The sequence below is a fragment of the Pseudalkalibacillus sp. NRS-1564 genome, from assembly GCF_050467905.1.
GTDB lineage: Bacteria > Bacillota > Bacilli > Bacillales > Guptibacillaceae > Guptibacillus > Guptibacillus hwajinpoensis_B.
The window spans coordinates 176,302-198,313 of sequence record NZ_JBITPM010000019.1 but is presented as its reverse complement, the minus strand read 5'-3'; the positions used below and the strand labels follow the sequence as shown (position 1 = coordinate 198,313).

Sequence of the window (22,012 nt, the reverse complement as noted above, 5' to 3'; positions counted from 1 at the left end):
ATAAGGTAACAGAAACTTATTTTAGTTGTCAATCATTACGTTAATCATTATTGTGACTAAACATTTCCAACAATAGAAAGGCTCTTAATTATCGCTTTATCGGGGTACTCTGAAGACCACCATCACTACCTTAGTTAACAACCTAAGGCCCTAATTGACAACGATGTCACTAGATAGCAAGAAATTCTTGAAATACTTCATTGCCTAAAAAGAAGCCTTGCTCTGTCAATGCAATATGTGATCCAGTATCTTTCAAGAGGTCGCTTCGGACTAACTTTTCAATTTGTTCACTAAAAACTTCCTCAATCGACTGATTAAATTTATACTTAAACGTCTCTTTTGAAACGCCCTCTTTCATTCGAAGGCCCATAAACATTTCTTCTTCCATTCGTTCGTTTTTCGTTAGAACATTGTCATCCTTATACGGAAACTTGTTCTCATCTATTTTAGTCATATATTGCTTAAGCGGACCAGCATTTGCTCGTCGTACCCCATCAATATAGCTGTGAGCACCCGCACCTATTCCATAGTACTCATTATTCTTCCAGTACGTTATGTTGTGTCGGCTCTCGTATCCAGGCTTTGCGAAGTTACTAATCTCATACTGCAAAAGACCAGCTTCCTCAAGGCGTTTCATTAGAAGCTCATACATATCAGCTTCAGCTTCTTCCGTTGGAAGAGGTAATTCTCCTTTACGCCATTTGTTATAAAACACTGTTTTCTTCTCTACCTGCAAGGAATAAGAAGAAATATGAGTAATCCCTAATTCAATTGCTTTTGTAATCGACTCTGAGAATTGTTCAATAGTTTGTTCTGGTAATCCAAACATCAGATCCAGTGAGAGGTTAACAAAGCCCTCACTCTGAGCCATCTGAACAATTTCTCCGATTTCTTCAACGGAATGACCTCTGCCAAGCTTGTTTAGAAGCGTATCTTGGAATGCCTGAGCTCCGATACTTAATCGATTCACACCGTACTTCTTCATAATTCGAAGCTTCTCAGGTGTGACACTCCCAGGATTTGCCTCCATTGAAAACTCGAGGTGCTCGGATACATACGGACCAAAGCGTTCTTGAACGTCTTTTAAAAAGCGCTCAAGCTGCGCTTCGTTTAATGCTGTAGGTGTTCCTCCACCTACAAATATTGTGTCTATTCGATTGGTCGGGAATCGCTCCAATGTATTTTTCATTTCAGTATCCATATGAGCTAAATAGTCATCCACAGGCTGACCTTGCATAAAAACTTTATTAAAATCACAATAGTGGCATATATAGTCACAGAACGGAATGTGTAAATAAACAGCGTTAACCATTTCAATCACTGCTTTCTGGCATAATGTAAAGACCGCAGAAACGCTCTGCGGTCTTCTAACCTACATAGTATAAAAATCAACTCAGCACTTCAACTAAAGCACCTTAATTATTCTTCGTGTTATCCTGACGGAGGACAGCCATAAATGCTTCTTGAGGCACTTCTACTTTACCTACCGTTTTCATTCGTTTCTTACCTTCTTTTTGTTTTTCAAGAAGCTTACGCTTACGAGAAATATCTCCACCGTAACATTTTGCTAGTACGTTTTTACGCATAGCTTTGATTGTAGAACGGGCAACAATTTTCTGTCCAATAGAAGCCTGAATCGGGACTTCAAATTGCTGTCTTGGGATAAGGTCTTTCAATGTCTCAGTAATGTCTTTACCACGGTCATAGGCAAAGTCTCTGTGAACGATAATGGATAGAGCATCAATTGTCTCACCGTTAAGAAGAATGTCCATTTTAACAAGGTTTGAAGCTCTATACCCAATTAATTCGTAGTCGAAGGACGCATAGCCTTTCGTACTTGACTTCAATTGATCAAAGAAATCATAAACAATTTCGGAAAGAGGAATATGATAGACAATATTCACACGACTTTCATCCATATATTGCATATCGATAAAGTCACCGCGTTTACCCTGACATAATTCCATAATAGCACCGACATAATCATTAGGTGACATAATTGTCGCCTTTACATATGGTTCTTGCACTTCCGCAATAGATTGCGCATCAGGCATCATTGCAGGGTTATCGATAATCACTTCTTCTCCGTCTGTTAGTTTAACTTGATAAATAACACTCGGAGCCGTCGTAATCAAATCAATGTTAAATTCTCGTTCAATCCGCTCCTGCACGATTTCCATATGAAGAAGTCCAAGGAAACCACAGCGGAAACCAAAGCCGAGGGCCTGAGATGTTTCTGCTTCGTATTGAAGCGAAGAATCGTTTAACTCAAGACGTTCAAGAGCCTCGCGGAGATCATTGTATTGCGCTGAGTCTACTGGATAAAGACCACAGTATACCATTGGATTCATTCTCCGATAACCAGGCAGAGGAGTTGCAGCAGGATTTTTCACAGCTGTAATTGTATCCCCTACACGAGAATCTCCCACATTCTTAATCGCTGCAGTAAGGAAACCAACATCGCCGACAGAAAGTTCTTTCTTAGATACCGGCTTAGGATTAAACACGCCAAGCTCATTTACTTCAAATTCTTTACCTGTCGCCATCATACGGATCTTATCGCCGACCTTAACAGATCCCTCTGTTATTCGAATATAAGCAACTACTCCCCTATATGGATCATAAAGAGAATCAAAGATAAGCGCTTGAAGCGGCCCTTCAGGATCTCCTTGTGGCGCGGGTACTTTCTCCACAATTTGTTCTAGAATGTCTTCTATACCAATTCCAGACTTAGCTGAAGCAAGCACTGCGTCAGAAGCATCCAATCCAATTACATCTTCTACTTCTTGCCTCACTCGTTCAGGCTCAGCACTCGGTAAATCGATCTTATTAATAACTGGAAGGATTTCTAAATCATTATCAAGAGCAAGGTAAACGTTCGCTAGCGTTTGAGCTTCAATTCCCTGTGCTGCATCAACAATTAATAATGCTCCTTCACAAGCTGCCAGGCTCCTAGATACTTCATAAGAGAAGTCGACATGTCCTGGTGTATCGATTAAATGAAAAATGTACTCTTCTCCATCTTTCGCTGTATAAGTAAGCTGAACAGAATTCAGTTTAATCGTAATTCCTCTTTCACGTTCGAGATCCATCGCATCGAGCGTTTGAGCTTTCATTTCACGGTCAGTTAACGCACCTGTCCGTTCTAAAATGCGGTCTGCAAGAGTCGATTTTCCATGGTCGATATGAGCAATAATGGAAAAATTTCGAATCCTGGACTGTCTTTTCAATTTTTCTTCAAGGTTCATCTACAATCACTCCTAAGGCGAAACTACGCTAGTATAGATTATAGCAATACCGCTGTCCAGATTCAATCCGGAATCCGCCCATTTACATAGACTATGAATTTCTCTTAGAAATTCCTCTCTTTTTCACAAGAAAGCATAACACTCTGTTACCTTTCGAGACTCAAATAATATAGAATAACTAAGCTTATACTTTCGATTCTCGATTTTTTACATAGCCAATAATTTAAAAAAGGCCGCAAATGCGACCTTTATGATTGAAAAAAGGAAAGAACTGTCGTAATTAATGTGAATACAAACGCTAAAAGGGATTTGATTAATGCTGATAACCAGTTACTAAGCTTTGAACCGAGGTCTCCTAGCACATTAAACTCATTTGCACCTTCTAACGTTTCTTGTTTATTTTGGAGATCGCTTTGTGTAATGGATGTTCCTAAAATTTCAGCTTCAACACCATTGGATGCAGTCTTGATTTGAAAAGCTCCAGTACTCTCATGATCCTGCATATAATTCATATTTCTAGAAGCTTGTTCCATTCCAAGAAGCACACCAAATAAAAGCAATGTAACAAGAAGAAAACATTTAAGAAAAAAAGATGCCATCACTTTAGCCCCTTCCTGAAATAGCTCGTCCTTCAGTAATACCTATGCAAAAAAAACCAAAATATACTCAATGGGTATACATTCCACTATTTTGTTGGTTTACTTCCCCATGAAGGCAGCTATTAAGCCCTCCAGATATGACATTCGCCATATCTTCTATAAAAACATCTACTTCTTTAGGTGTAACCATTAAGTTGTGTCCCATAGGAGCAAGAACCTCTCGGATTAAATTACGTTTTTCTTCATCTTCTAGCGTCCCAATCATGCCAAGAAATGTTTGTCTTTTCTCTGCATCAGGGAGATCATCCTCTGTATATGTTTTTCTTTCTCCGAAAGTCATTCCTGCAGGAGCTAATGATTTCGATGGCTTTCCTTTTTCCTTCAACTCTCTTCCAAAATGTTTCAAAATAAAATCAATCGTATCACTCGTTATAGAGACAGCGTCAACAACTGTTGGTATGCCAATCGCTATTACTGGTATGCCGAGGGTATCAAAGCTTAGCTCCTTACGCTTATTTCCTACACCCGAACCGGGATGGATTCCTGTATCAGAAATTTGTATAGTTGTATTTACACGCTCGATTGATCTTGAAGCAAGCGCATCTATTGCAATCACGAAGTCTGGCTTAGCTTTTTCGATAACCCCATGTATAATATCGCTCGTTTCAATTCCTGTTACCCCCATAACACCTGGAGTAATTGCGCTTACAGGGCGAAACCCTTCTGAAACGGTTTCTGGTTGAAGCTCAAATAAGTGGTTTGTAATGAGCAGATTTGAAACAACTAATGGCCCTAGTGAATCTGGGGTAACATTCCAATTACCCAGCCCAACAATAAGACAACTCGCTTCTTTCGCAATATTTTGTTGTTTAAGGAAAGCCGCAAATTCATGAGCAAAGACATCCTGAACGGTTTGTTGAAGAGCGGAGTCTTTTCGACGAATTCCCTGTACCTCGAAGGTAAGATAATGACCAGCTTTTTTTCCTATCTCTTTCTCACCCTCTTCTGTCACTTCAACGGTTGTAATATTTACTCCCTTTTCATTTCTTTCTTTCACAATAACGCCTTTAAGCCCATCAGGCTTATCTTCTTTCATGCTTTTTGCTTTTTTCTCTTTCACCATTTCTTGCGCTTCAACCGCAAGATCTGTTCTCACCTGATATTTTTCTAGATCAACGAATCCCATCAGATCACCTCTCATTCTATCTGTTACATGTTAGCGTAACCCTGAAATAAGGTTTTCATTCTCTATTGCAATTCATTGTGCTATTTGATAGAATGTTTCTTGTTCTATGCACGGATATGACATGGAATTGTTAAGCCTTGCAAGGAGGTGAAAGGTATGCCAAATATTAAATCTGCGGTTAAACGCGTTAGAACTCAATCTGATCGTCGCGCTAATAACCTCGCTTTCAAATCTGAAATGCGTTCTGCAATCAAGACTTTTGAAGCGAAAGTTGAAGCAAAAGACGTTGAAGCTGCGAAAACAGCTCTTAACCAAGCTTCTAAGCGCATCGACAAAGCTGCTGATAAAGGAATCATTCATAGAAACACAGTAGCACGTAAAAAATCTCGTCTAACTAAAATGTACAACGAGATTTCAGCGTAATTCCTTAAAACGTTAAAAGCTGTTGGGGCAACCCAACAGCTTTTTTATGTGTTTTTAATTTTAGTAACTAACAATTCAAGAATAAGTTTTTTATCCATTCTACCTGTTTTCATTTCATAATCCGATTCTGCGATTTGGTCTAGAATAAAACGCAACTTTTCTTCATGAAAACTTCGACTTTGCTGCTGTGCAATTTTAACCGCGTAAGGATGCAATTTAAGTGTCGAAGCCATTTGCTTTTGACCATAACCTCGCTTAGAAAGTTCACTAACCTGGTATATAATTCGAAACTGCCTGCCGATTAAAGAAAGAATTTTGATTGGTTCTTCATTTATTTTTAATAAATCATATAAAATACGAAAGGCTTTATCTAGGTCTTTTCTAACAATCCGGTCTATTAGCGCAAAAATATCATTTTCTAATGTTCTTGCAACAAGGAGATCAACAACCTCCGCATTGACAACTCCACCCTCACCAACGTATAGAGCCATTTTATCAATTTCCTGCTGCAATAACATCAAATGACTACCTGTTAATTGAACAAGCCTCTCTTCGCCTTCCTGGTCAAATGTAACACCATTCTCTTTTGCTCGTTGCTGAAGCCAGTCTCCAAGATGACTTTCTTGTAAAGCCTCAGCCTTCACAAAGGCTCCTGCTTTTTTAATTGATTTTACCAATTTTTTTCTCTCATCCAGCTTTTCATAAGGTGCTTCAATAATGAGTATCGTAAAAGGAGAAGGGTTTTCAGCATATCGTTGAAGGGAATCAAGATCATGCTCAACTTTGCTTTTGTCCCTAGCAGCTGTTAAAAACAAAGGATTCTTTACTATTATCACCCGTTTCTCCCCGAGAAACGGCAGCGTTTCAGCATCTTCCACGGCAGCTTGTACGGGGGTTTCGTTTAGATCATAATAAGCAAGTCCAAATTCTCTTTCCTCTTCAGGTAGTGCCTGTTCAATGATCATTTTTTGCAGCTCATCAATTAGGAAAGCTTCTGTTCCTGTTAAGAGATATAGTGGATCTAACTTGTTCTGTTTGATTTTCTTTTTTAAGTCTGAAATGGACATTTATGTACACCTCGATTTTATTCGTCCATTCCTATCCTAATAGCAGACAACAAAGTTGGCAAGTAGAAAAGGGAAGCCGGCTGCTACAACCAGCCTCCCATTTATAGTAAACGCTGCTCCGTAAGGCCTAGGACTCTTACCAAGCAACGATGTTCGGTGTGTAGTAGATAGGATATCCTATGCAAAGTTAAAGTATGGGTGACAACTCTTTACAGGAAAGGGAGTGATTTTTTCGCATAAATTACGTTCATTAAAAACGTAAACAGTTCATGGATAATAAAGACATGAGGAATAATACATGATACAATATTGTTTGAAATGTACATTTAAAGGAAAACCCCTACATAAAGACTACATAGGTAGTTAACAGTGAATACTATTGGGGAAGCAGGAGGGAAGGCAAATGAACGAGTTCGAAAAAGATGTTCAAGCTAAGGAGAACGACGCTGTTCAATCAGCTGTTGGCTTTGCAGTACCATTTTTATTCTTTTCCATCATTTTCTTCACGGCTGTAATTATTAAAGCGCTAGGCTAAATAGACTGCCCCAGGCAGTCTATTTTCAATTTAACATCACAGACCACCTTCCAATTTTGTTGTTTCTAAAGATGTATCTCACCGTACCATTCTCATCTGTTCTGAGGACTGGAATATGAAGTTCTTCATACCTTTTCAAAACCTCTTCGTTTGGATGACCATATCGATTATTTACACCTACTGAAATAATCGAAAACTCAGGTGATAAATGCTCAATAAACTCTTTAGAGCTGGATGTAGGGCTTCCATGATGCCCTACTTTTAGTACATCGATTTCTTTGAGGTAACCACTTGAAAGCAATCGACGTTCTCCCTCTTCTTCCAGATCTCCTGTAAATAGCCAACTATATCCGCCTAATCGTGCATGAAGTATAATGCTACCGTCGTTCTCTTCTGCTTTCTCTAAAGCCTGAAAAATTGTAAATCGAGCGTCATTCAGAGACCAGGATTGCCCCGCCTCCGCTAAAGAAATAGTGGTCCCCCCTTCTTTCGCAATATGAATCAACTCTTTTTCTAATGCCGTTTGTTCTGTGCTGTGATCGAGTAATAACCTTCTTACAGAGACCCCTTCAAGCAACTCCTTGGCCCCCCCGCATGATCATAATCCCCATGTGTCAAAATTAACAAATCAACGGCACGAATTCCTTTAGACTTGATATATGGAAGGACTACATCACCCCCTATATCAAATGATGAAGCTCTTTTTTGCCACTCTTCCTCATTGCCATACATCGGTCTTCCTCCTGTATCAATTAAGATGACCTGCCTTTGAAAAGGCAATGTAATTAATATACTATCTCCTTGACCCACGTCAATAAACGACACTTCTCCATATGGATTCAAATAAGGCATAACGTATAATACGATGCAAAATACACTCCACAAAGTTCCGCCTAAGAGAACATTTCCACGCTCCCACAAAAGCAAAATACCAATACTTACGCCTAATGAGACAATTAGCGTTATGGCTGATATTTTCCCGAATACAACAATCGTATCCTTACCTGCAATAAATACAAAGAAAGTATGAATATGATCTATAAAAAAAACGAGAATTTCAGAAATAAATTGAAAAAGAAAATGTAAGTGGAGGAAATGCAATAGAAAGGTAAGCATCAAACCTGGTAATACAATGACTGAAATAATTGGAACATATATGAGGTTTAATCCAAGACTTAGAATGGAAATTTGATGAAAGTGATAAATAACAACGGGGAATGAAATAATTTGAGGGAGAACAGAAAGAGAAAGAAGCTGAGCGAATGGATGAGTTGAACGATTAATGATCGATTTGGAAGAAACAATTAAAGCAAACGCAATGAGAAAAGAAAGCTGAAATCCAATATGGTAGGCGTAATATGGGTTTACAGATAAAATAACCACACAAGCGAATGAAACACCATCAAGCGGATTGACATTTAACTTTAGCCGCAAGCTGATGACAACTAGCATAGCCATTAATGAAGCTCTCATAACAGAAGGAGCACATCCTGTTAGAGTCATATAAATCGGATAAAATGCAATGAGTGAAGTATACGCTTTTTCTCTGGTTAGTCCTAAACGGATACATAACCAAAAGAACACCCCTCCCACAACGCCAACGTGTAACCCCGAAACAGCCAGAACATGACTTAATCCTAAAACTTGATAAGCTTCCTCAACTTCATCTGGTAATAGGCTTCGTTCGCCTATTAACAAAGAAGCAGCCAATCCATGAAGGCGGGCTGGGTATTCTGAAACAATGGTCGATAAAACATTTTGACGAGATTGCTGAACTAAAGAAAAAAATGACTTTGATAATTTGTGACATTCAGGCTTTGATTTTAGTTCATAAATCCAATGAATGTTTTGGTAATAAAGATAACGCTCATAATCAAATAAAGAGGGAACTCTGAGAGGGGATGGAGGCTCTAGCGACCCAGAAAGGTAACATGTATAACCAACTTCTAATTGCTCAACTTCATTTTTTTCTTGTATAGAGGAGATATAATAATTGACCTTCAATTTCTCTTTTTCAGTCTTTAGTTCAAATGACATGAAATCGCCATCAATTTCTGGTATTGACGAAATGGTTCCTAGAATAATACTTGGCCCTTCCTTTAAGGATGTTACATTAAAAACATTCACAATAACTGTATAACTAAAGAAAAGAATGCAGGTTAGGCAAACTAACAGCATTAATAGCTTTCGCTTGCCCTTCCATAACCATAGTAATACTACAAATAATACAAAAAAGGCGCCTGAAAAATTGACACTCATTACGCCAATGAATGCAGCAGCTGCTATGACCCACAAATTCCCTTTCATTACATGCCGTATAGTTTTGAAGCTTTCTCATATAAAGGTTTTACTTCTGTTGGATCGAGTCCAGCATCAGATACTTTTCTTAACAAATCAGCCGTTAAATCAAGTTTCTCTTGACTATTTGTATCCAAAATCATTTCTTCCAGCTCAACTTGTCTAACACTTACTCCTGCATCCTCAAATAATTCAATCGCATAAGGATGATTTTTATAATTCTCAGCGTAGATGACCGTTTTAATTCCAGCCTGTATAATTGCTTTACAGCAGTTGAGACAGGGAAAATGAGTAACATAAATTTCAGCATCAGTTGTTTGCACACCAAATTTAGCACATTGTATAATTGCATTCATTTCAGCATGAATGGTACGAACACAATGATTATCAATGACGTAACATCCTTCATCAATACAATGCACTCCACCTGACACAGATCCATTATATCCGCCAGCAATCATACGCTTATCCCTCACAATTGTTGCCCCTACAGTTAAACGAGTGCATGTGCTCCTAAGTGCAAGTAAATGGCTTTGCGCCATAAAATATTGATCCCACGAAATGCGTTCCAAGGTTCTCCCCCCAATGTCTTTTATCTTCTATTAGTTTGATCTAAATAAACTGTCTCGTCAATCTATCTCATTGAACCGTAATCAAATCCTTTAATTTCTCAAACGTTTTCTCCCCGATCCCACTGATGTTCATCAATTCTTCTATTGCAGTAAAACTACCATTGTCTTCTCGAAATTGGACAATTGCTTCAGCCTTGGCAGGACCTATCCCCGGCAGTTTTTGAAGCTCATTTAAATCAGCTGAATTAATTGAAACGAGCTGTGATTCAACACTTGGCTTCTCACTAACTGAACTAACTGAACTAGATGTCACTTCCCCAACTATTGGTACATAAATGACCATTTCATCCACTACTTTGCTTGCTAAGTTCAGCTGAACCTGATCGGCATCTTCAAGAAATCCTCCAGCTTTTTTAATGACATCCTTTACGCGCCCATTGCTATTTATTTCATACACGCCTGGCGCTACTACAGCTCCTTTCACGTCTACCAGTACGACACTAACTACTTCATCCGGCTTCTCTACAACCGTTTCTTTTGTTTCTTGGAGTTCACCACCTTCACTTTCTAAAAGCGCATGATCAAATGAGAGATTGTCTTGATTTTCTGCAAATACATTAAAATAAAAGAGGAAACTAATACCAACCGAAACGGCCAGAATAGAAAGAATTACTTTTTCACGAACAGTTAAATTTCGAAAATACTTCATTCTTCTCTCATACCTTTCTAATGTTTCATGGTCTTAAACATATATTGAGACTTTCATACATATGTTGTAGGAGAAATGAGTATGGAAGGAGGGGGAGTAAATTGAAAATCGGTGTAATTGGTACCGGCAATATGGGGACAATTCTTATTTCTTCCTTTATTGATTCGTGCGCCGTAATACCTTCCCATCTCACAATAGTAAATCGATCAATCGAAAAAGCGGCAACATTAAAAAGGCAGTACCCTTCGTTAAACCTTGTGAGAAGCGCAGAAGAAGTAGTGAAAAAATCTGATATGATCTTTGTTTGTGTAAAGCCACATGAGTATTTCCCACTCTTAAAGAAAATTCGACCTGGACTTAAACCCCAGCATCTTGTTGTTTCCATCACAAGTCCAATAAAGGTGAGTGAACTCCAATCGTTTGTTCCATGTGATGTTGCAAGAGCCATCCCAAGCATTACAAACAGGGCCCTAAGCGGCGCTTCACTCGTAACATTCAGCAGTCAGTGTTCTGAAGCAAATAAAGTGAAATTGCTTTACCTCATGTCACAAATTTCAACGCCGATCGAAACAGAAGAAGAAATCACTAGAGTTTCATCTGATATTGTCAGTTGTGGTCCTGCTTTTCTAAGTTACTTGATCCAACAGTTCATCGAAGGAGCAGTAGCTGAAACAGACTTATCAAATGAACAGGCTTCCATTTTGGCTACTGAAATGCTGATCGGGATGGGGAAGCTTCTTGAAAAAGATTATTTTTCACTTGAAACATTGCAGAGAAAAGTAACTGTAAAAGGAGGCGTAACTGGAGAAGGGTTGAAAGTTCTCGAAGCGGAAACTGGAGAGATGTTTCGTCATTTAATACAGAGCACTCATAAAAAATTTGATGAAGATCGCGAAGGAATTAAAATTCAATTCAAGGAAGAATCGAGACAAAAATAATAACTACTTAAAGTTCATTCGTCAAAACTTAGCCGTTTCCTTTAACCAAATAAAAAAAGAGTGATTTCAATTGAAATCACTCTTTTTTTATTTCACAGCTCTAAAAAACAGGCGCTCAGATGTAGGAGTTGGAGCTAGCTCAGTAAAGTCAGCTGTTACTGAAATATTTGAAAAGCCTACCTCTGTTAACCAGGCTATATAATCATCCGTTTGGAACGTTCTTTGAAAATGAAGCTCATCAAATCGTTCATAGAGACCTTCTTCATTTTCTACAAAAAAGCTTAATTCATGCTCAACAGATCCCTCTTCTTCCCCGGCATAACTATTCCATATATAAGAAATGTCATCTTCACTACTCGCAAAAGTATGACCAATAAAATGGTTTTCCATTTTGTGAAGAGAGTGAACATCAAATAACAAAACCCCACCTGGTTTTAAATGCTTATAAATGCTTCGAAAAGAATCTTGAACACCATTTTCATCTGTGACATAGTTCAAAGAATCACAAAAAATCGTTACTATGTCGTACGTTTCACCAGTATCAAGTTCTCTCATATCTTGTTGGAGCAGGTTTAAAGGAAGATTGTATTTTAGTGCTTTATCTTGCGCCACGGAAAGCATATGTTCTGAAAGATCCACTGCAGTAACATCATATCCCGCTGACGCAAGTCTAATTGAACATTCTCCAGTACCAGATCCTAAATCCAAAATACGACCATGAGACAATTCCCCTTTAACAAGAGCAGACCATTTCTCATAAGGAGCTTCTTCCATCAAACGATCGTAAACATAAGAAAAGCGTTCATACGATTGCATATTATGCCAGAATTTCTTCAAGGCTTAAATGCGGTGCATCGCCCCATAATTTCTCAAGATTATAATAGTTGCGCTCATCTTTATGAAAAATATGGACAATGACGTTCCCTAAATCAACAAGAACCCATCTCGCTTGGTCATATCCCTCAAGCCTCTTCACATCCATACCTTGCTCTAATGCCTGGTCTTTAACCTCTTTTGCAATAGCTTGAACTTGCTTCTCTGAATTCCCGTGACAAATCAAGAAGTAATCTGCAATTAAAGAAACTCCATTCATATTAAGGGCTACAATATCTTCAGCTCTTTTATCATCGGCTGCTTTTGCAGCAAGGTTAATCATTTGGTTTTCATTCATATTGTTTCCTCCAATTCTTCTCAGGCGTTCAATGATTTTACAATGCTGTTATATGTTAAGAACGTCGCCGGATAAACGGGTTGATTCTTCTTCATTAGAAACTGCACAGTATTCCTGAGAGACAACGCAATAGCTTGATCGAGATCTTGTTGAACCATTTCTCTGACCTCATCTACACCAGGAAATGACCGTCCTGGTTCAATGTAATCAGCTATAAACACACATTTTTCCATTAATGTCATTTCAGGACGACCTGAAGTATGATATTTGATGGCATTTAGAATTTCTTCATCCTCAATCCCTATCTCACAACGTACTAAATAAGCTCCAACTGGAGCGTGCCAGAGTTCAGGCGAATACTCCAGCAAATCTTCAGGAAATCCTTGATCAATAATAACCTGGCGCATTTCATCCTTTGGACGAAACTTAGCATAATCATGAAAAATAGCCGCAATTTCTGTCTTTTGACGATCTGCGCCATATTTTTCTGCAAGCTCAATTGCAGTATCCGTTACTCCAACAGTATGAACGTAGCGATGCTCAGTTAAATGAGGCTCAACTAACTTTAACGCTTCAGTTCGATTCATATAATCCCTTCTCTTCAATAAAAGTTCGGACGGCTTCTGGAAGCAAGTACCGTCCACTCTTTCTATGGCGTAAATCGTCTCTTAATTCACTTGAAGAAACATCGATTTGAGGAACGTCTATAACAGAAACATTGTAACGTTCTTTATCTGGATCATACCCAGGTCGATTTACTCCTACAAATGAAATCATCGAAGACAACTCATCAATTCGATGCCAATTGGGGAGATCCTCAATCATATCTCCACCAATGATAAAATAAAAATCGATATTAGGATAATTTTCTTTCAATATTTCAATTGTATCAATTGTATAGGATCGATCATTACGTTCAAATTCGATTAAAGAAAGCTTAAAGTAAGGGTTCCCCTCTATTGCCAACTGTACCATCTTCACACGGTGATGATTATCAGTAATATGACTACCATTTTTATGTGGAGGTCGATGACTTGGCATAAACCAAATTTCATCCATTTGGCAAGTTTCGAGCACCCCTTGCGCAATGGTAAGATGACCGAGATGAGGGGGGTCAAATGTTCCACCGAGTAGGCCGACTCTTAATTTTTTCTCAACAGTCATTATGGAAGAATAATTTCTTTATTCTCTTCTGATTCTTTATACAAAACAACCATATTCCCAATAATTTGTACGAGCTCCGCCCCTGTTTCAGTTGATAGTTGTTCCCCAACTGTATTGCGATCTTCGTCACAATTTTGAAGAATGCTTACTTTAATAAGCTCTCTAACCTCTAATGCTTCTTCAATTTGTTTTGTCATATTCTCATTCACGCCACCTTTTCCTACTTGGAAAATAGGGTTTAGACGATTAGCTTTTGCGCGTAAGAAACGCTTTTGTTTTCCTGTTAACATTAATATCCTCCTAGCTCTTTTAAAACCGTATTTCGCATTCGTTTCCGATCAGGCGAGACTCCTGTCCACTTTTCAAATGCAAGCGCCCCTTGTTCAACGAACATCGAGATGCCATTATCAGTGACTGCGCCTTTTGATTTTGCAAGCTTCATCCATTTTGTTTCTAGTGGATTATAAATCAAATCACTAACAACCGTACCTGATCTTATATGTTCAAGTGATATTGGCATTCGATCAAGGTGAGGGCTCATACCAATAGACGTTGTATTAATAACGATATCGAACTGTCCCAATGAAGTCTCTGCTTCAGATAGCGTTATAGCATTTGCAACGCTGTAATGTTGACATAATTTTGATAGCTCTTCTGCTTTCTCAAGTGTTCGATTGGCAATCGTTAAAGATGCTACCTCGGATTGGGAAACAGAAACAGCAACTGCTCGAGCAGCGCCTCCAGCACCAATAACAAGGATTTTCTTTCCGCTCAAGTTTTTTTCTCCAATCAAAGTGAGCAACGAAAGTAAATAACCTGATCCATCAGTGTTCGTACCGATATATTTACCATCACGCTTATAAACCGTATTAACCGCACCAATATCAATAGCTTCTTGCTCCACCTCATCTAGTAATGGAATAATGGCGACTTTGTGTGGAATGGTCACATTGAAACCTTGAATATCAAGCATTTTCATTGCATCCACACCATCTTCCAGCTGTTCTGGCGATAGATCAAATGCATGGTAATGATGCGATAAACCAAGCTCTTTAAATTCACCGTTATGCATGACCGGTGACATCGAATGTCCTATAGGATGACCAATCAGTCCATATAACTTCCCCATTATCTGCCTCCTAGATGAGTGATTTTCTAATAGACACGCCCACTCCTTCAGGTGCATATGCTTTCACAGTTGTTCCTTTACCGGATACGGTTACCCATCCTAGACCTGAAAAAACGATATCCATCTTTTCCTCTTTGATCCGGAGTTCATGACCAACTAGAGCAGGCAGCTCTTTCTTTGACTGATCTCCTGGAGGATAAAGAAGTTCTCCTAGATGCTCATCATAAAGATCATCAGCCTTCTCAATTTTTGTACGATGGATATAGAGATCATTTGACACATGACAAATAAAAGACTGTCTTCCGCCCTCAACAAAATCAAGGCGTGCAAGTCCACCGAAAAACAGCGTTTGTCCTTCATTTAACTGAAATACTTTAGGCTTAATTTCTTTCTTTGGACTAATCACTTTTAATTCCTCAGCGTTGACAAAGTGTGCCATCTGATGATGATTAATAATACCTGGAGTGTCATATAATGTGTTTCCATCATCAAGCGGAATATCAATCAAGTCAAGTGTTGTACCTGGAAACTGACTTGTTGTAATCATTTGCTCTTCATCTCCGCCAAACTCTTGTATAAGTTGATTTACAAAAGTTGATTTACCAACATTTGTACAGCCAATTATATAAACATCTTTTCCATCTCTCAAGCGATCAATTTCACCTGCTACATCCATAACGCTATCGCCTTTTTCTGCACTCATTAACATGACATCAGCAGGCTTTAGTCCATTCTCTTTGGCGCTTGTTTGCATCCACTTTACTAACTTTGATTTGTTTACTGACTTGGGCAACAAATCTACTTTGTTTCCAACTAATAAAACAGGATTTCCTCCTGCGAATCTCTGAATACCAGGAAGCCAACTTCCATTAAAATCGAAGATATCGACAATCTTGACGATAAGAGCATCCGTTTGGCTAATTTCATTTAGTATTTTCAAAAAGTCATCATCTGTTAAAGAAACGTCTTGAATTTCATTATAGTGCTTTAAACGAAAACAACGCTGACATATAATGACGTCTCGATTAAGTGCAGACGGTGGTGCATAGCCAAGTACGTTTTTATCTTCTGTTTGAATGTGTACACCGCATCCGGCGCAAATAATTTGTTCGTTGTCCAAACTTATTCCTCCCAATTTATCTTCCCTTTTCGTTTCATCCAGGTAAGGAAAATGCTTTCTATTTTTCGATTGAATTTCGTAAAGAACCCATCTGTGCTTGCAACCGGCACGACAAGAATTGTATGAAGGCCCATGCGATTTCCTCCGACCACATCCGTGAAAATTTGATCTCCAATAACTACAGTATCATCTGCGCTAAGATTCATATCCTTCAACGCTTTCCGAAAAGCTTTAGTCATCGGTTTTCGAGCTTCATATATAAATGGCACCTCAACTGGTGAGGCAAACTTTTCTACTCTTGTCTTATTATTATTCGAAACAATGGTAACGAGAATGCCCTCATCACTCATTTGCTTAAACCATTTTAGCAACTTAGGTGTGGCGTCAGCTCTATTCCATTCCACAAGGGTGTTATCGAGATCAGTAATAATGCCCTTAATGCCTCGCTCTTTCAATAATTCTGGACTTATTTGAAAGATGTCTTGTACATGTTCATTTGGTAAAAACTTATTTAGCAAATTGCAACACTCCTACTATTAGTGACATCCCTATTGTATCAATATTTTCACCTCGTACAACTATTAACTTACGAATGAACAAAATGAAAACAAAATAATAAAATCAAAATTTTTCGACACATTATGTCATTCACAAAATATGTGGATAACATTATTAACATAAACAAACCATAAAATCATTGTGAATGACTAAGATATAAACATGATACCCACAAATTATCCACTCTTCACTGTGGATAACGGAACGGTTGTTCTCCGTATGTTTACGTGGTAAGCTTACTGCAAATAAAAGATCCACATACACAATATGCGGACTAGACGGAGAATAGAACCTTATTCAGGAGGTGCTTAATCATGGAAAAGTTATCAGATGACTTATTGATTGAATCCTTTTATAAGGCAAAAGAATTAAAGCTAAGTAGCGACTTTATTGGTCTTATTCAACGTGAGATCGAAAGGCGCAGACTTGATAAGCAAGTTTCTCTTATCGGGATTTAAACATTGCCAACCTTGATCGTATCCAGGGTTGGCCTTTTTGTTTTATTCGATTTCAAAGTAGTTCCCCCATGAAGAAGTCCACTCTTCGCTTGTTACTTCATCAGTCGTCTTCATTTTCTTCGCTTTTCGAAAGTGATCAGGTTCTGATAAGAAGACAACCGCCAATCCTTCTGCTTGAAACCATTCCTTGTACTCTGTAAGCAATGGCTCTATATCTTGTCTTGTATATGCAAAAGGTTTCAACGCCACCACCGTTTGGTCATTACGGGATAAAATAATGACATCATTTATAGCAGACTCGTTTTTTATTTTTTTCCGAATAGCTTCTAATGAACTTAACGGTTTATGATCTTTCATTATTGCGGCTCCGATGGGAGCCATTTCTATTGAGCGAAAATATTCTCTTGGCCCAAATGGAGATTGATCCTCGCTTTTATATATCGTTTGACACGCCGTTAACAATATAAGGATAGGAATAAGAATAGAAATGGATTTTATCACGTGAATCCTCCTTTCGCAAATAGAATCGGCGATGTTTGGAAAACTTATACGGGAAAGTTGCTTTTTTAAACAGGAAAAGTTGATAAACGTGTCGGTTTTTGATTACAATTGAAGTATCGCAATATGAGTTCATTTGAACTTTTATCATATTGAGCATTAGTGGGGAGGTTTTTGTAGAATGCTTCATGCAGCTGTCTTGCTACCTTTTCTGGCAGCGTTTTTCATCCCGTTACTTTATCGGGGCGTCAAACAAGTCCATTTAGGATGGTTTGTTCTTTTAGTTCCGATAGTGTTGTTTGGGTATTTTCTTACGTTTATAAAAGAAGTTACGCAGGGTGTACATACACTTAAAACGTTTGAGTGGATTCCATCACTCGGAGTGAACGTTACATTCTATATTGATGGTCTTGGCCTGTTTTTCGCGCTTTTGATCACTGGAATTGGATCACTCGTTGTTCTCTATTCCATTTATTATTTAAGTAAAGCCGAAAAGCTTGGCCATTTTTATGTCTATCTCCTATTGTTTATGGGAGCCATGCTCGGGGTTGTGTTGTCGGATAATTTATTTGTTCTCTACACATTCTGGGAATTAACGAGCATTTCATCATTCCTGCTAATTGGATACTGGTACCAACGAGAGAAATCAACATCTGGTGCCCTTAAATCCATGATGATTACTGTTTTTGGCGGTCTAGCCATGCTCGGTGGTTTTTTACTCATGGCAGATATCACAGGAACGGCAAGTATTAGGGGGATTATTGAAAGCGGAGAGATGATTGTTACGTCTTCCCTTTTCCCATTCATCTTAGTACTCGTACTACTGGGAGCTTTTACGAAATCAGCTCAGTTTCCATTTCATACATGGTTACCTGACGCAATGGAAGCACCAACACCAGTCAGTGCCTTCCTACACTCAGCTACTATGGTTAAAGCTGGTATCTACCTTGTTGCGAGGTTAAGCCTCATCTTCGCAGGTACCGATCTCTTTTTCTTGATTGTTAGTGGATTTGGATTGCTCACGCTATGCTGGGGATCTTATATGGCGGTTAGACAAACAGATCTTAAAGCTATCCTCGCCTATTCGACGATTAGTCAACTGGGTATGATCATGGCTATGTTAGGTTTTGGTACTGAAGTGGCTATTCTTGCAGCGGTATTCCACATTTTGAACCACGCTACGTTCAAAGGGAGTCTCTTTATGGTCGCAGGTATTATTGATCACGAGACAGGCACTCGAGATATTAGAAGGCTCGGAGGCCTATTTACGTTCATGCCAATCACTGCAACCTTAGCATTCTTTGGCACATTCTCAATGGCAGGATTCCCGCTACCTTTTCTAAACGGTTTCCTGAGTAAAGAAATGTTCTTTGAATCGTCCCTGCATTTTGAAAATGCATCTACAATTGTTGAAGCTGTTTCACCTTATTTCCCTTATTTAGCAGTTGGCGGAAGTATCTTCACTTTTGTTTATTCCATTATGCTTTTCTTCCGAACATTTACCGGTAAACAAAGGGATAAATTACCTAAAGAACCACACGAAGCACCGATTGGTATGCTTATCTCGCCAATCATTCTTGTACTTCTTGTGATCGTCATTGCTTTTGTTCCGAACGTTTTTGGGCATTCTCTTCTTTCGCCAATGGTGGATTCCATAGCCGGTTCAGCTGGTGAAACGCATATTAAATTCTGGCACGGATTAGGGCCTGCTCTTTACATGAGTTTAGCTGTACTTTTGCTAGGAACGGTTTTCTATCTGACCCGTACAAAATGGGAACGTATATACACTATTTTACCTGGTAAACTTTCTGCAGCTAAAGCCTATGATGGTATTATAAACGGCATCATAAATGGATCTAAGAAATTAACGAATGGTTATATGACTGGATCTCTCAGGCATTACATGATATATATCCTAATCTTCTTCATAGCTCTTGTCTCCATCACCATAAGTGTTACTGGAGGCTTCGAAATGTCATTTGATGACCTGGCCCCGATTGCTATTCCTGAGTTACTTATAGCGATTGTGATGGCCGGCGCTGCTTTTGGAACGATTTTTATGAAGAATCGTATTGCCGCTATTCTAGTACTTGGAATCGTAGGGTATGGATTATCCCTATTATTCGTCTTCTTCCGAGCACCAGACTTAGCGCTCACTCAGCTTATTGTAGAAACCGTAACGGTTGCACTATTTCTTCTATGTTTTTATCACTTGCCTAATTTTGATAAACAGAAGGAATCCAAAAGAACAAACGCCGTTAACTGGGTCATCTCTATATCTGTAGGGGTTCTTGTAACTATGATAGGAATCGCTTCACACAGTACGAAATTGTTTGAACCAATTTCAGAGTACTTTCTTAAAAACTCCTATAAATTGGGCGGAGGAGACAACGTTGTTAACGTTATTCTTGTTGACTTCCGTGGACTTGATACGATGCTTGAAATCCTTGTACTTGGACTTGCTGCGCTCGGCATCTTCACAATGATTAAATTGCGTCCGAGTAAGAAGGAGGGAAATGATTAATGGAAATTATCATGTCTGTACTTGCAGGTCTGCTTTTTACAGCAGGTGTCTACATGATGCTGCAAAAACAAATTCTTAAAATCATTATCGGTACGGCACTGTTGTCTCATGGAGCACACCTCTTTATTATTACGATGGGAAAGTTAAATCGTGGAAAACCTCCTATCCTTGCAGAAGGCGTAACAAGTTATGTTGATCCGTTGCCACAGGCACTTATATTAACTTCCATCGTTATTAGTTTCGGTGTGACATCGTTTCTTCTTGTGCTAGCGTATCGGACATATCAAACGAACGGTACTGATAATATGGAGAAGTTAAGGGGTAACGAAAATGAGTAATCTAGCTATACTACCAATTTTATTACCGTTATTAACTGGAATCATTCTTGTATTCCTCAATAAACGGTTGCCACTTGTACGATTGATTACACGCATTATGGTGCTAGTCAATCTCGCAGTTGTATCTGTCATCGCATTTAATGTGATTCAAAACGGCACGATCGTATTAAAAGCCGGGGATTGGACAGTGCCTTATGGCATTGTTCTGGTCGCCGATCCGCTTGCTATGTTGTTAGTCGTCACTGCGAATATCATTGCGGTTGCATGTGCTTTTTATGCTTTTAATTCGCTTGATGAACAACGCGAACGGTTTTACTTTTATCCGCTTTTTCAACTTCTCATTGCGGGTGTTAGTGGTGCGTTTCTAACAGGAGACCTATTTAACTTATTCGTCTTCTTCGAAGTACTGCTTATTGCTTCATACGGATTAATCGTTCTTGGTGGGACCAAAGAACAATTCAGAGAGTCCTTTAAATACATCATTATCAATCTATTTTCATCTATGCTGTTTGTTACAACGATCGCCTTTCTATATGCAGTAGTTGGGACAGTCAATATGGCTCAGTTAGCTGAACGGATCGGTGAAGTTCAACAGGATGGTGTGTTAACGACCATTGGCATTTTGTTATTGATCGTTTTTGCAACGAAAGGTGCGCTTTTCCCATTATATTTCTGGCTCCCTAAGTCTTATACAGTTCCACCAACTGTTATTTCAGCATTATTTGGAGCGTTACTTACCAAAGTTGGGGTATATTCTATACTAAGAGTTTTCTCTCTGATCTTCGTCTATAACCTTACAGTTACGCATCAAATTTTGCTTGTACTGGCAGGATTCACGCTTGTTTTCGGTGTGATTGGGGCCCTTTCCACGAATAATGTGCAATTGATTATTGCCTATAATATCATTCCAGCAGTTGGTTATATGATTCTTGGTATTGGCACGTTCTCAGCAACTGCTCTTGCAGGCACAATTTATTATTTGCTTCATGATATGATTATTAAAGCAGCACTCTTCTTCCTTGTTGGTGCTATGGTGGCTTACGCCGGCACATCAGATTTAAGAAAGATGGGTGGCATTATTAAAAATCAACCAGTCCTTGGATGGCTCTTTTTCATTGCAGCATTAGCGCTTGCTGGATTACCGCCATTTAGTGGATTTATCGGTAAACTCCTTATTCTAAGAGGTGCTTTCGAGGAAGGACATTATGTACTAGCGATTATAGGATTAGTGACCAGTCTTTTAATTCTTCTTTCTGTTATCCGCATCTTTATTAATGGATTCTGGGGAGAGGCAAAGCAGGAATATGTTTCAACAGTTAACTCTACTAAAGGTAAAATAATGCCTGCTACTTTCTTACTCATTTTCACGATATTTCTTGGATTAGGTGCAGAATTTATTTATCCTACGGTTCAAACAATTGCGGATCAAATGATTGATCCAGCAAATTATATTGATTCGGTTATGAAGGAGTAGATG

Annotated in this window: 25 protein-coding genes; 7 read left to right on the top strand and 18 right to left on the bottom strand. The window is 38.7% G+C overall.

The window, feature by feature from the left end; all coding sequences use genetic code 11:
• Window positions 1-169: 169 nt before the first annotated feature.
• The 4 genes from hemW to gpr all read right to left on the bottom strand — a co-directional run bounded on the left by hemW (window position 170) and on the right by gpr (window position 5,033).
• A complete protein-coding gene (gene hemW, locus ACIFPW_RS10985) occupies window positions 170-1,312 on the bottom strand; it encodes a radical SAM family heme chaperone HemW (RefSeq protein ID WP_430244178.1) in 1,143 nt (380 codons plus the stop codon).
• A 103-nt stretch (window positions 1,313-1,415) separates the two neighbouring features.
• Entirely contained in the window at window positions 1,416-3,248 is a 1,833-nt protein-coding gene (gene lepA, locus ACIFPW_RS10980; protein ID WP_194219497.1) for a translation elongation factor 4, read from the bottom strand.
• A 248-nt stretch (window positions 3,249-3,496) separates the two neighbouring features.
• Window positions 3,497-3,847 carry a DUF3679 domain-containing protein gene (locus ACIFPW_RS10975; protein ID WP_430244175.1) on the bottom strand — a complete coding sequence of 117 codons (351 nt, stop codon included), beginning with the start codon at window positions 3,845-3,847 and terminating at the stop codon, window positions 3,497-3,499.
• Between the two features lie 67 nt (window positions 3,848-3,914).
• On the bottom strand, window positions 3,915-5,033 hold the full coding sequence (gene gpr / locus ACIFPW_RS10970; RefSeq protein WP_430244173.1) for a GPR endopeptidase: 1,119 nt from the start codon (window positions 5,031-5,033) through the stop codon (window positions 3,915-3,917).
• 156 nt (window positions 5,034-5,189) lie between these two features.
• Between gpr and rpsT the strand changes: the two genes are divergently transcribed.
• Window positions 5,190-5,456, top strand: coding sequence for a 30S ribosomal protein S20 (gene rpsT, locus ACIFPW_RS10965; protein WP_194219495.1), 267 nt, complete (start codon window positions 5,190-5,192; stop codon window positions 5,454-5,456).
• 44 nt (window positions 5,457-5,500) lie between these two features.
• Here the strand turns inward: rpsT and holA are convergent, their stop codons facing one another.
• Window positions 5,501-6,523, bottom strand: coding sequence for a DNA polymerase III subunit delta (gene holA / locus ACIFPW_RS10960; RefSeq protein WP_430244171.1), 1,023 nt, complete (start codon window positions 6,521-6,523; stop codon window positions 5,501-5,503).
• A 403-nt stretch (window positions 6,524-6,926) separates the two neighbouring features.
• Here holA and ACIFPW_RS10955 point away from each other — a divergent pair, with 403 nt between their 5' ends.
• Window positions 6,927-7,058, top strand: a complete 132-nt coding sequence (locus ACIFPW_RS10955; RefSeq protein ID WP_194219493.1) for a YqzM family protein — start codon at window positions 6,927-6,929, stop codon at window positions 7,056-7,058.
• Between the two features lie 25 nt (window positions 7,059-7,083).
• Here ACIFPW_RS10955 and ACIFPW_RS10950 read toward each other — a convergent pair whose 3' ends face one another.
• The 4 genes from ACIFPW_RS10950 to ACIFPW_RS10935 form a co-directional block, all read right to left on the bottom strand.
• Window positions 7,084-7,635, bottom strand: a complete 552-nt coding sequence (locus ACIFPW_RS10950; protein ID WP_430244169.1) for a ComEC/Rec2 family competence protein — start codon at window positions 7,633-7,635, stop codon at window positions 7,084-7,086.
• On the bottom strand, window positions 7,614-9,365 hold the full coding sequence (locus tag ACIFPW_RS10945; protein WP_430244167.1) for a DNA internalization-related competence protein ComEC/Rec2: 1,752 nt from the start codon (window positions 9,363-9,365) through the stop codon (window positions 7,614-7,616). Before ACIFPW_RS10945 ends, ACIFPW_RS10950 begins: the two co-directional genes overlap by 22 nt.
• The gene (locus tag ACIFPW_RS10940; protein ID WP_194219491.1) at window positions 9,365-9,928 is read right to left on the bottom strand and encodes a ComE operon protein 2; all 564 of its coding nucleotides are present in this window, start codon (window positions 9,926-9,928) and stop codon (window positions 9,365-9,367) included. Before ACIFPW_RS10940 ends, ACIFPW_RS10945 begins: the two co-directional genes overlap by 1 nt.
• Before the next feature lie 67 nt (window positions 9,929-9,995).
• On the bottom strand, window positions 9,996-10,637 hold the full coding sequence (locus ACIFPW_RS10935) for a helix-hairpin-helix domain-containing protein (protein ID WP_430244165.1): 642 nt from the start codon (window positions 10,635-10,637) through the stop codon (window positions 9,996-9,998).
• 101 nt (window positions 10,638-10,738) lie between these two features.
• Here ACIFPW_RS10935 and comER point away from each other — a divergent pair, with 101 nt between their 5' ends.
• Window positions 10,739-11,575: a late competence protein ComER gene (comER, locus tag ACIFPW_RS10930; RefSeq protein ID WP_430244163.1), complete on the top strand. Its 837-nt coding sequence runs from the start codon at window positions 10,739-10,741 to the stop codon at window positions 11,573-11,575.
• An 87-nt stretch (window positions 11,576-11,662) separates the two neighbouring features.
• Here the strand turns inward: comER and ACIFPW_RS10925 are convergent, their stop codons facing one another.
• The 8 genes from ACIFPW_RS10925 to ACIFPW_RS10890 are packed head-to-tail and all read right to left on the bottom strand — an operon-like array spanning window position 11,663 to window position 16,677.
• Window positions 11,663-12,391, bottom strand: coding sequence for a class I SAM-dependent DNA methyltransferase (locus ACIFPW_RS10925; RefSeq protein ID WP_430244358.1), 729 nt, complete (start codon window positions 12,389-12,391; stop codon window positions 11,663-11,665).
• A gap of 1 nt (window position 12,392) precedes the next feature.
• Complete coding sequence (gene rsfS, locus ACIFPW_RS10920; protein ID WP_194219487.1) at window positions 12,393-12,746, bottom strand: ribosome silencing factor; 354 nt, start codon at window positions 12,744-12,746, stop codon at window positions 12,393-12,395.
• 20 nt (window positions 12,747-12,766) lie between these two features.
• Window positions 12,767-13,333, bottom strand: coding sequence for a bis(5'-nucleosyl)-tetraphosphatase (symmetrical) YqeK (gene yqeK, locus ACIFPW_RS10915; RefSeq protein WP_194219486.1), 567 nt, complete (start codon window positions 13,331-13,333; stop codon window positions 12,767-12,769).
• Window positions 13,320-13,910 carry a nicotinate-nucleotide adenylyltransferase gene (locus ACIFPW_RS10910; RefSeq protein ID WP_371018229.1) on the bottom strand — a complete coding sequence of 197 codons (591 nt, stop codon included), beginning with the start codon at window positions 13,908-13,910 and terminating at the stop codon, window positions 13,320-13,322. Before ACIFPW_RS10910 ends, yqeK begins: the two co-directional genes overlap by 14 nt.
• Entirely contained in the window at window positions 13,910-14,200 is a 291-nt protein-coding gene (yhbY, locus tag ACIFPW_RS10905) for a ribosome assembly RNA-binding protein YhbY (protein ID WP_404681512.1), read from the bottom strand. The genes ACIFPW_RS10910 and yhbY overlap by 1 nt, the downstream gene beginning before the upstream one ends.
• Window positions 14,200-15,039 carry a shikimate dehydrogenase gene (aroE, locus tag ACIFPW_RS10900; protein WP_430244160.1) on the bottom strand — a complete coding sequence of 280 codons (840 nt, stop codon included), beginning with the start codon at window positions 15,037-15,039 and terminating at the stop codon, window positions 14,200-14,202. The genes yhbY and aroE overlap by 1 nt, the downstream gene beginning before the upstream one ends.
• A gap of 10 nt (window positions 15,040-15,049) precedes the next feature.
• Window positions 15,050-16,159, bottom strand: a complete 1,110-nt coding sequence (gene yqeH, locus ACIFPW_RS10895; RefSeq protein ID WP_430244159.1) for a ribosome biogenesis GTPase YqeH — start codon at window positions 16,157-16,159, stop codon at window positions 15,050-15,052.
• A gap of 2 nt (window positions 16,160-16,161) precedes the next feature.
• Complete coding sequence (locus tag ACIFPW_RS10890; protein ID WP_194219481.1) at window positions 16,162-16,677, bottom strand: YqeG family HAD IIIA-type phosphatase; 516 nt, start codon at window positions 16,675-16,677, stop codon at window positions 16,162-16,164.
• Between the two features lie 354 nt (window positions 16,678-17,031).
• On the opposite strand from ACIFPW_RS10890, the gene ACIFPW_RS10885 reads away from it, so the two are divergent.
• Window positions 17,032-17,175 carry a sporulation histidine kinase inhibitor Sda gene (locus ACIFPW_RS10885; protein WP_226614430.1) on the top strand — a complete coding sequence of 48 codons (144 nt, stop codon included), beginning with the start codon at window positions 17,032-17,034 and terminating at the stop codon, window positions 17,173-17,175.
• A 42-nt stretch (window positions 17,176-17,217) separates the two neighbouring features.
• Here the strand turns inward: ACIFPW_RS10885 and ACIFPW_RS10880 are convergent, their stop codons facing one another.
• Window positions 17,218-17,676 (bottom strand): hypothetical protein, encoded by a 459-nt coding sequence (locus ACIFPW_RS10880; protein WP_194219479.1) that lies wholly within the window; start codon window positions 17,674-17,676, stop codon window positions 17,218-17,220.
• Between the two features lie 178 nt (window positions 17,677-17,854).
• On the opposite strand from ACIFPW_RS10880, the gene ACIFPW_RS10875 reads away from it, so the two are divergent.
• The 3 genes from ACIFPW_RS10875 to ACIFPW_RS10865 are packed head-to-tail and all read left to right on the top strand — an operon-like array spanning window position 17,855 to window position 22,009.
• A complete protein-coding gene (locus ACIFPW_RS10875; RefSeq protein ID WP_430244156.1) occupies window positions 17,855-20,197 on the top strand; it encodes a Na+/H+ antiporter subunit A in 2,343 nt (780 codons plus the stop codon).
• Window positions 20,197-20,535 carry a Na(+)/H(+) antiporter subunit C gene (locus ACIFPW_RS10870; protein ID WP_194219477.1) on the top strand — a complete coding sequence of 113 codons (339 nt, stop codon included), beginning with the start codon at window positions 20,197-20,199 and terminating at the stop codon, window positions 20,533-20,535. The genes ACIFPW_RS10875 and ACIFPW_RS10870 overlap by 1 nt, the downstream gene beginning before the upstream one ends.
• Window positions 20,528-22,009 carry a Na+/H+ antiporter subunit D gene (locus tag ACIFPW_RS10865; RefSeq protein ID WP_430244154.1) on the top strand — a complete coding sequence of 494 codons (1,482 nt, stop codon included), beginning with the start codon at window positions 20,528-20,530 and terminating at the stop codon, window positions 22,007-22,009. The genes ACIFPW_RS10870 and ACIFPW_RS10865 overlap by 8 nt, the downstream gene beginning before the upstream one ends.
• Window positions 22,010-22,012 lie beyond the last annotated feature (3 nt).

Excerpts from the sequence above, each read along its gene's own strand:
- ACIFPW_RS10875 (WP_430244156.1), top strand. The coding sequence starts at position 17,855 with ATGCTTCATGCAGCTGTCTTGCTACCTTTTCTGGCAGCGTTTTTCATC.
- holA (WP_430244171.1), bottom strand. The coding sequence starts at position 6,523 with ATGTCCATTTCAGACTTAAAAAAGAAAATCAAACAGAACAAGTTAGAT.
- ACIFPW_RS10885 (WP_226614430.1), top strand. The coding sequence starts at position 17,032 with ATGGAAAAGTTATCAGATGACTTATTGATTGAATCCTTTTATAAGGCA.
- lepA (WP_194219497.1), bottom strand. The coding sequence starts at position 3,248 with ATGAACCTTGAAGAAAAATTGAAAAGACAGTCCAGGATTCGAAATTTT.
- rpsT (WP_194219495.1), top strand. The coding sequence starts at position 5,190 with ATGCCAAATATTAAATCTGCGGTTAAACGCGTTAGAACTCAATCTGAT.
- ACIFPW_RS10910 (WP_371018229.1), bottom strand. The coding sequence starts at position 13,910 with ATGACTGTTGAGAAAAAATTAAGAGTCGGCCTACTCGGTGGAACATTT.
- yhbY (WP_404681512.1), bottom strand. The coding sequence starts at position 14,200 with ATGTTAACAGGAAAACAAAAGCGTTTCTTACGCGCAAAAGCTAATCGT.
- rsfS (WP_194219487.1), bottom strand. The coding sequence starts at position 12,746 with ATGAATGAAAACCAAATGATTAACCTTGCTGCAAAAGCAGCCGATGAT.
- yqeK (WP_194219486.1), bottom strand. The coding sequence starts at position 13,333 with ATGAATCGAACTGAAGCGTTAAAGTTAGTTGAGCCTCATTTAACTGAG.
- hemW (WP_430244178.1), bottom strand. The coding sequence starts at position 1,312 with ATGGTTAACGCTGTTTATTTACACATTCCGTTCTGTGACTATATATGC.
- ACIFPW_RS10865 (WP_430244154.1), top strand. The coding sequence starts at position 20,528 with ATGAGTAATCTAGCTATACTACCAATTTTATTACCGTTATTAACTGGA.
- ACIFPW_RS10975 (WP_430244175.1), bottom strand. The coding sequence starts at position 3,847 with ATGGCATCTTTTTTTCTTAAATGTTTTCTTCTTGTTACATTGCTTTTA.
- ACIFPW_RS10870 (WP_194219477.1), top strand. The coding sequence starts at position 20,197 with ATGGAAATTATCATGTCTGTACTTGCAGGTCTGCTTTTTACAGCAGGT.
- ACIFPW_RS10935 (WP_430244165.1), bottom strand. The coding sequence starts at position 10,637 with ATGAAGTATTTTCGAAATTTAACTGTTCGTGAAAAAGTAATTCTTTCT.
- aroE (WP_430244160.1), bottom strand. The coding sequence starts at position 15,039 with ATGGGGAAGTTATATGGACTGATTGGTCATCCTATAGGACATTCGATG.
- ACIFPW_RS10955 (WP_194219493.1), top strand. The coding sequence starts at position 6,927 with ATGAACGAGTTCGAAAAAGATGTTCAAGCTAAGGAGAACGACGCTGTT.
- gpr (WP_430244173.1), bottom strand. The coding sequence starts at position 5,033 with ATGGGATTCGTTGATCTAGAAAAATATCAGGTGAGAACAGATCTTGCG.
- ACIFPW_RS10925 (WP_430244358.1), bottom strand. The coding sequence starts at position 12,391 with ATGCAATCGTATGAACGCTTTTCTTATGTTTACGATCGTTTGATGGAA.
- ACIFPW_RS10945 (WP_430244167.1), bottom strand. The coding sequence starts at position 9,365 with ATGAAAGGGAATTTGTGGGTCATAGCAGCTGCTGCATTCATTGGCGTA.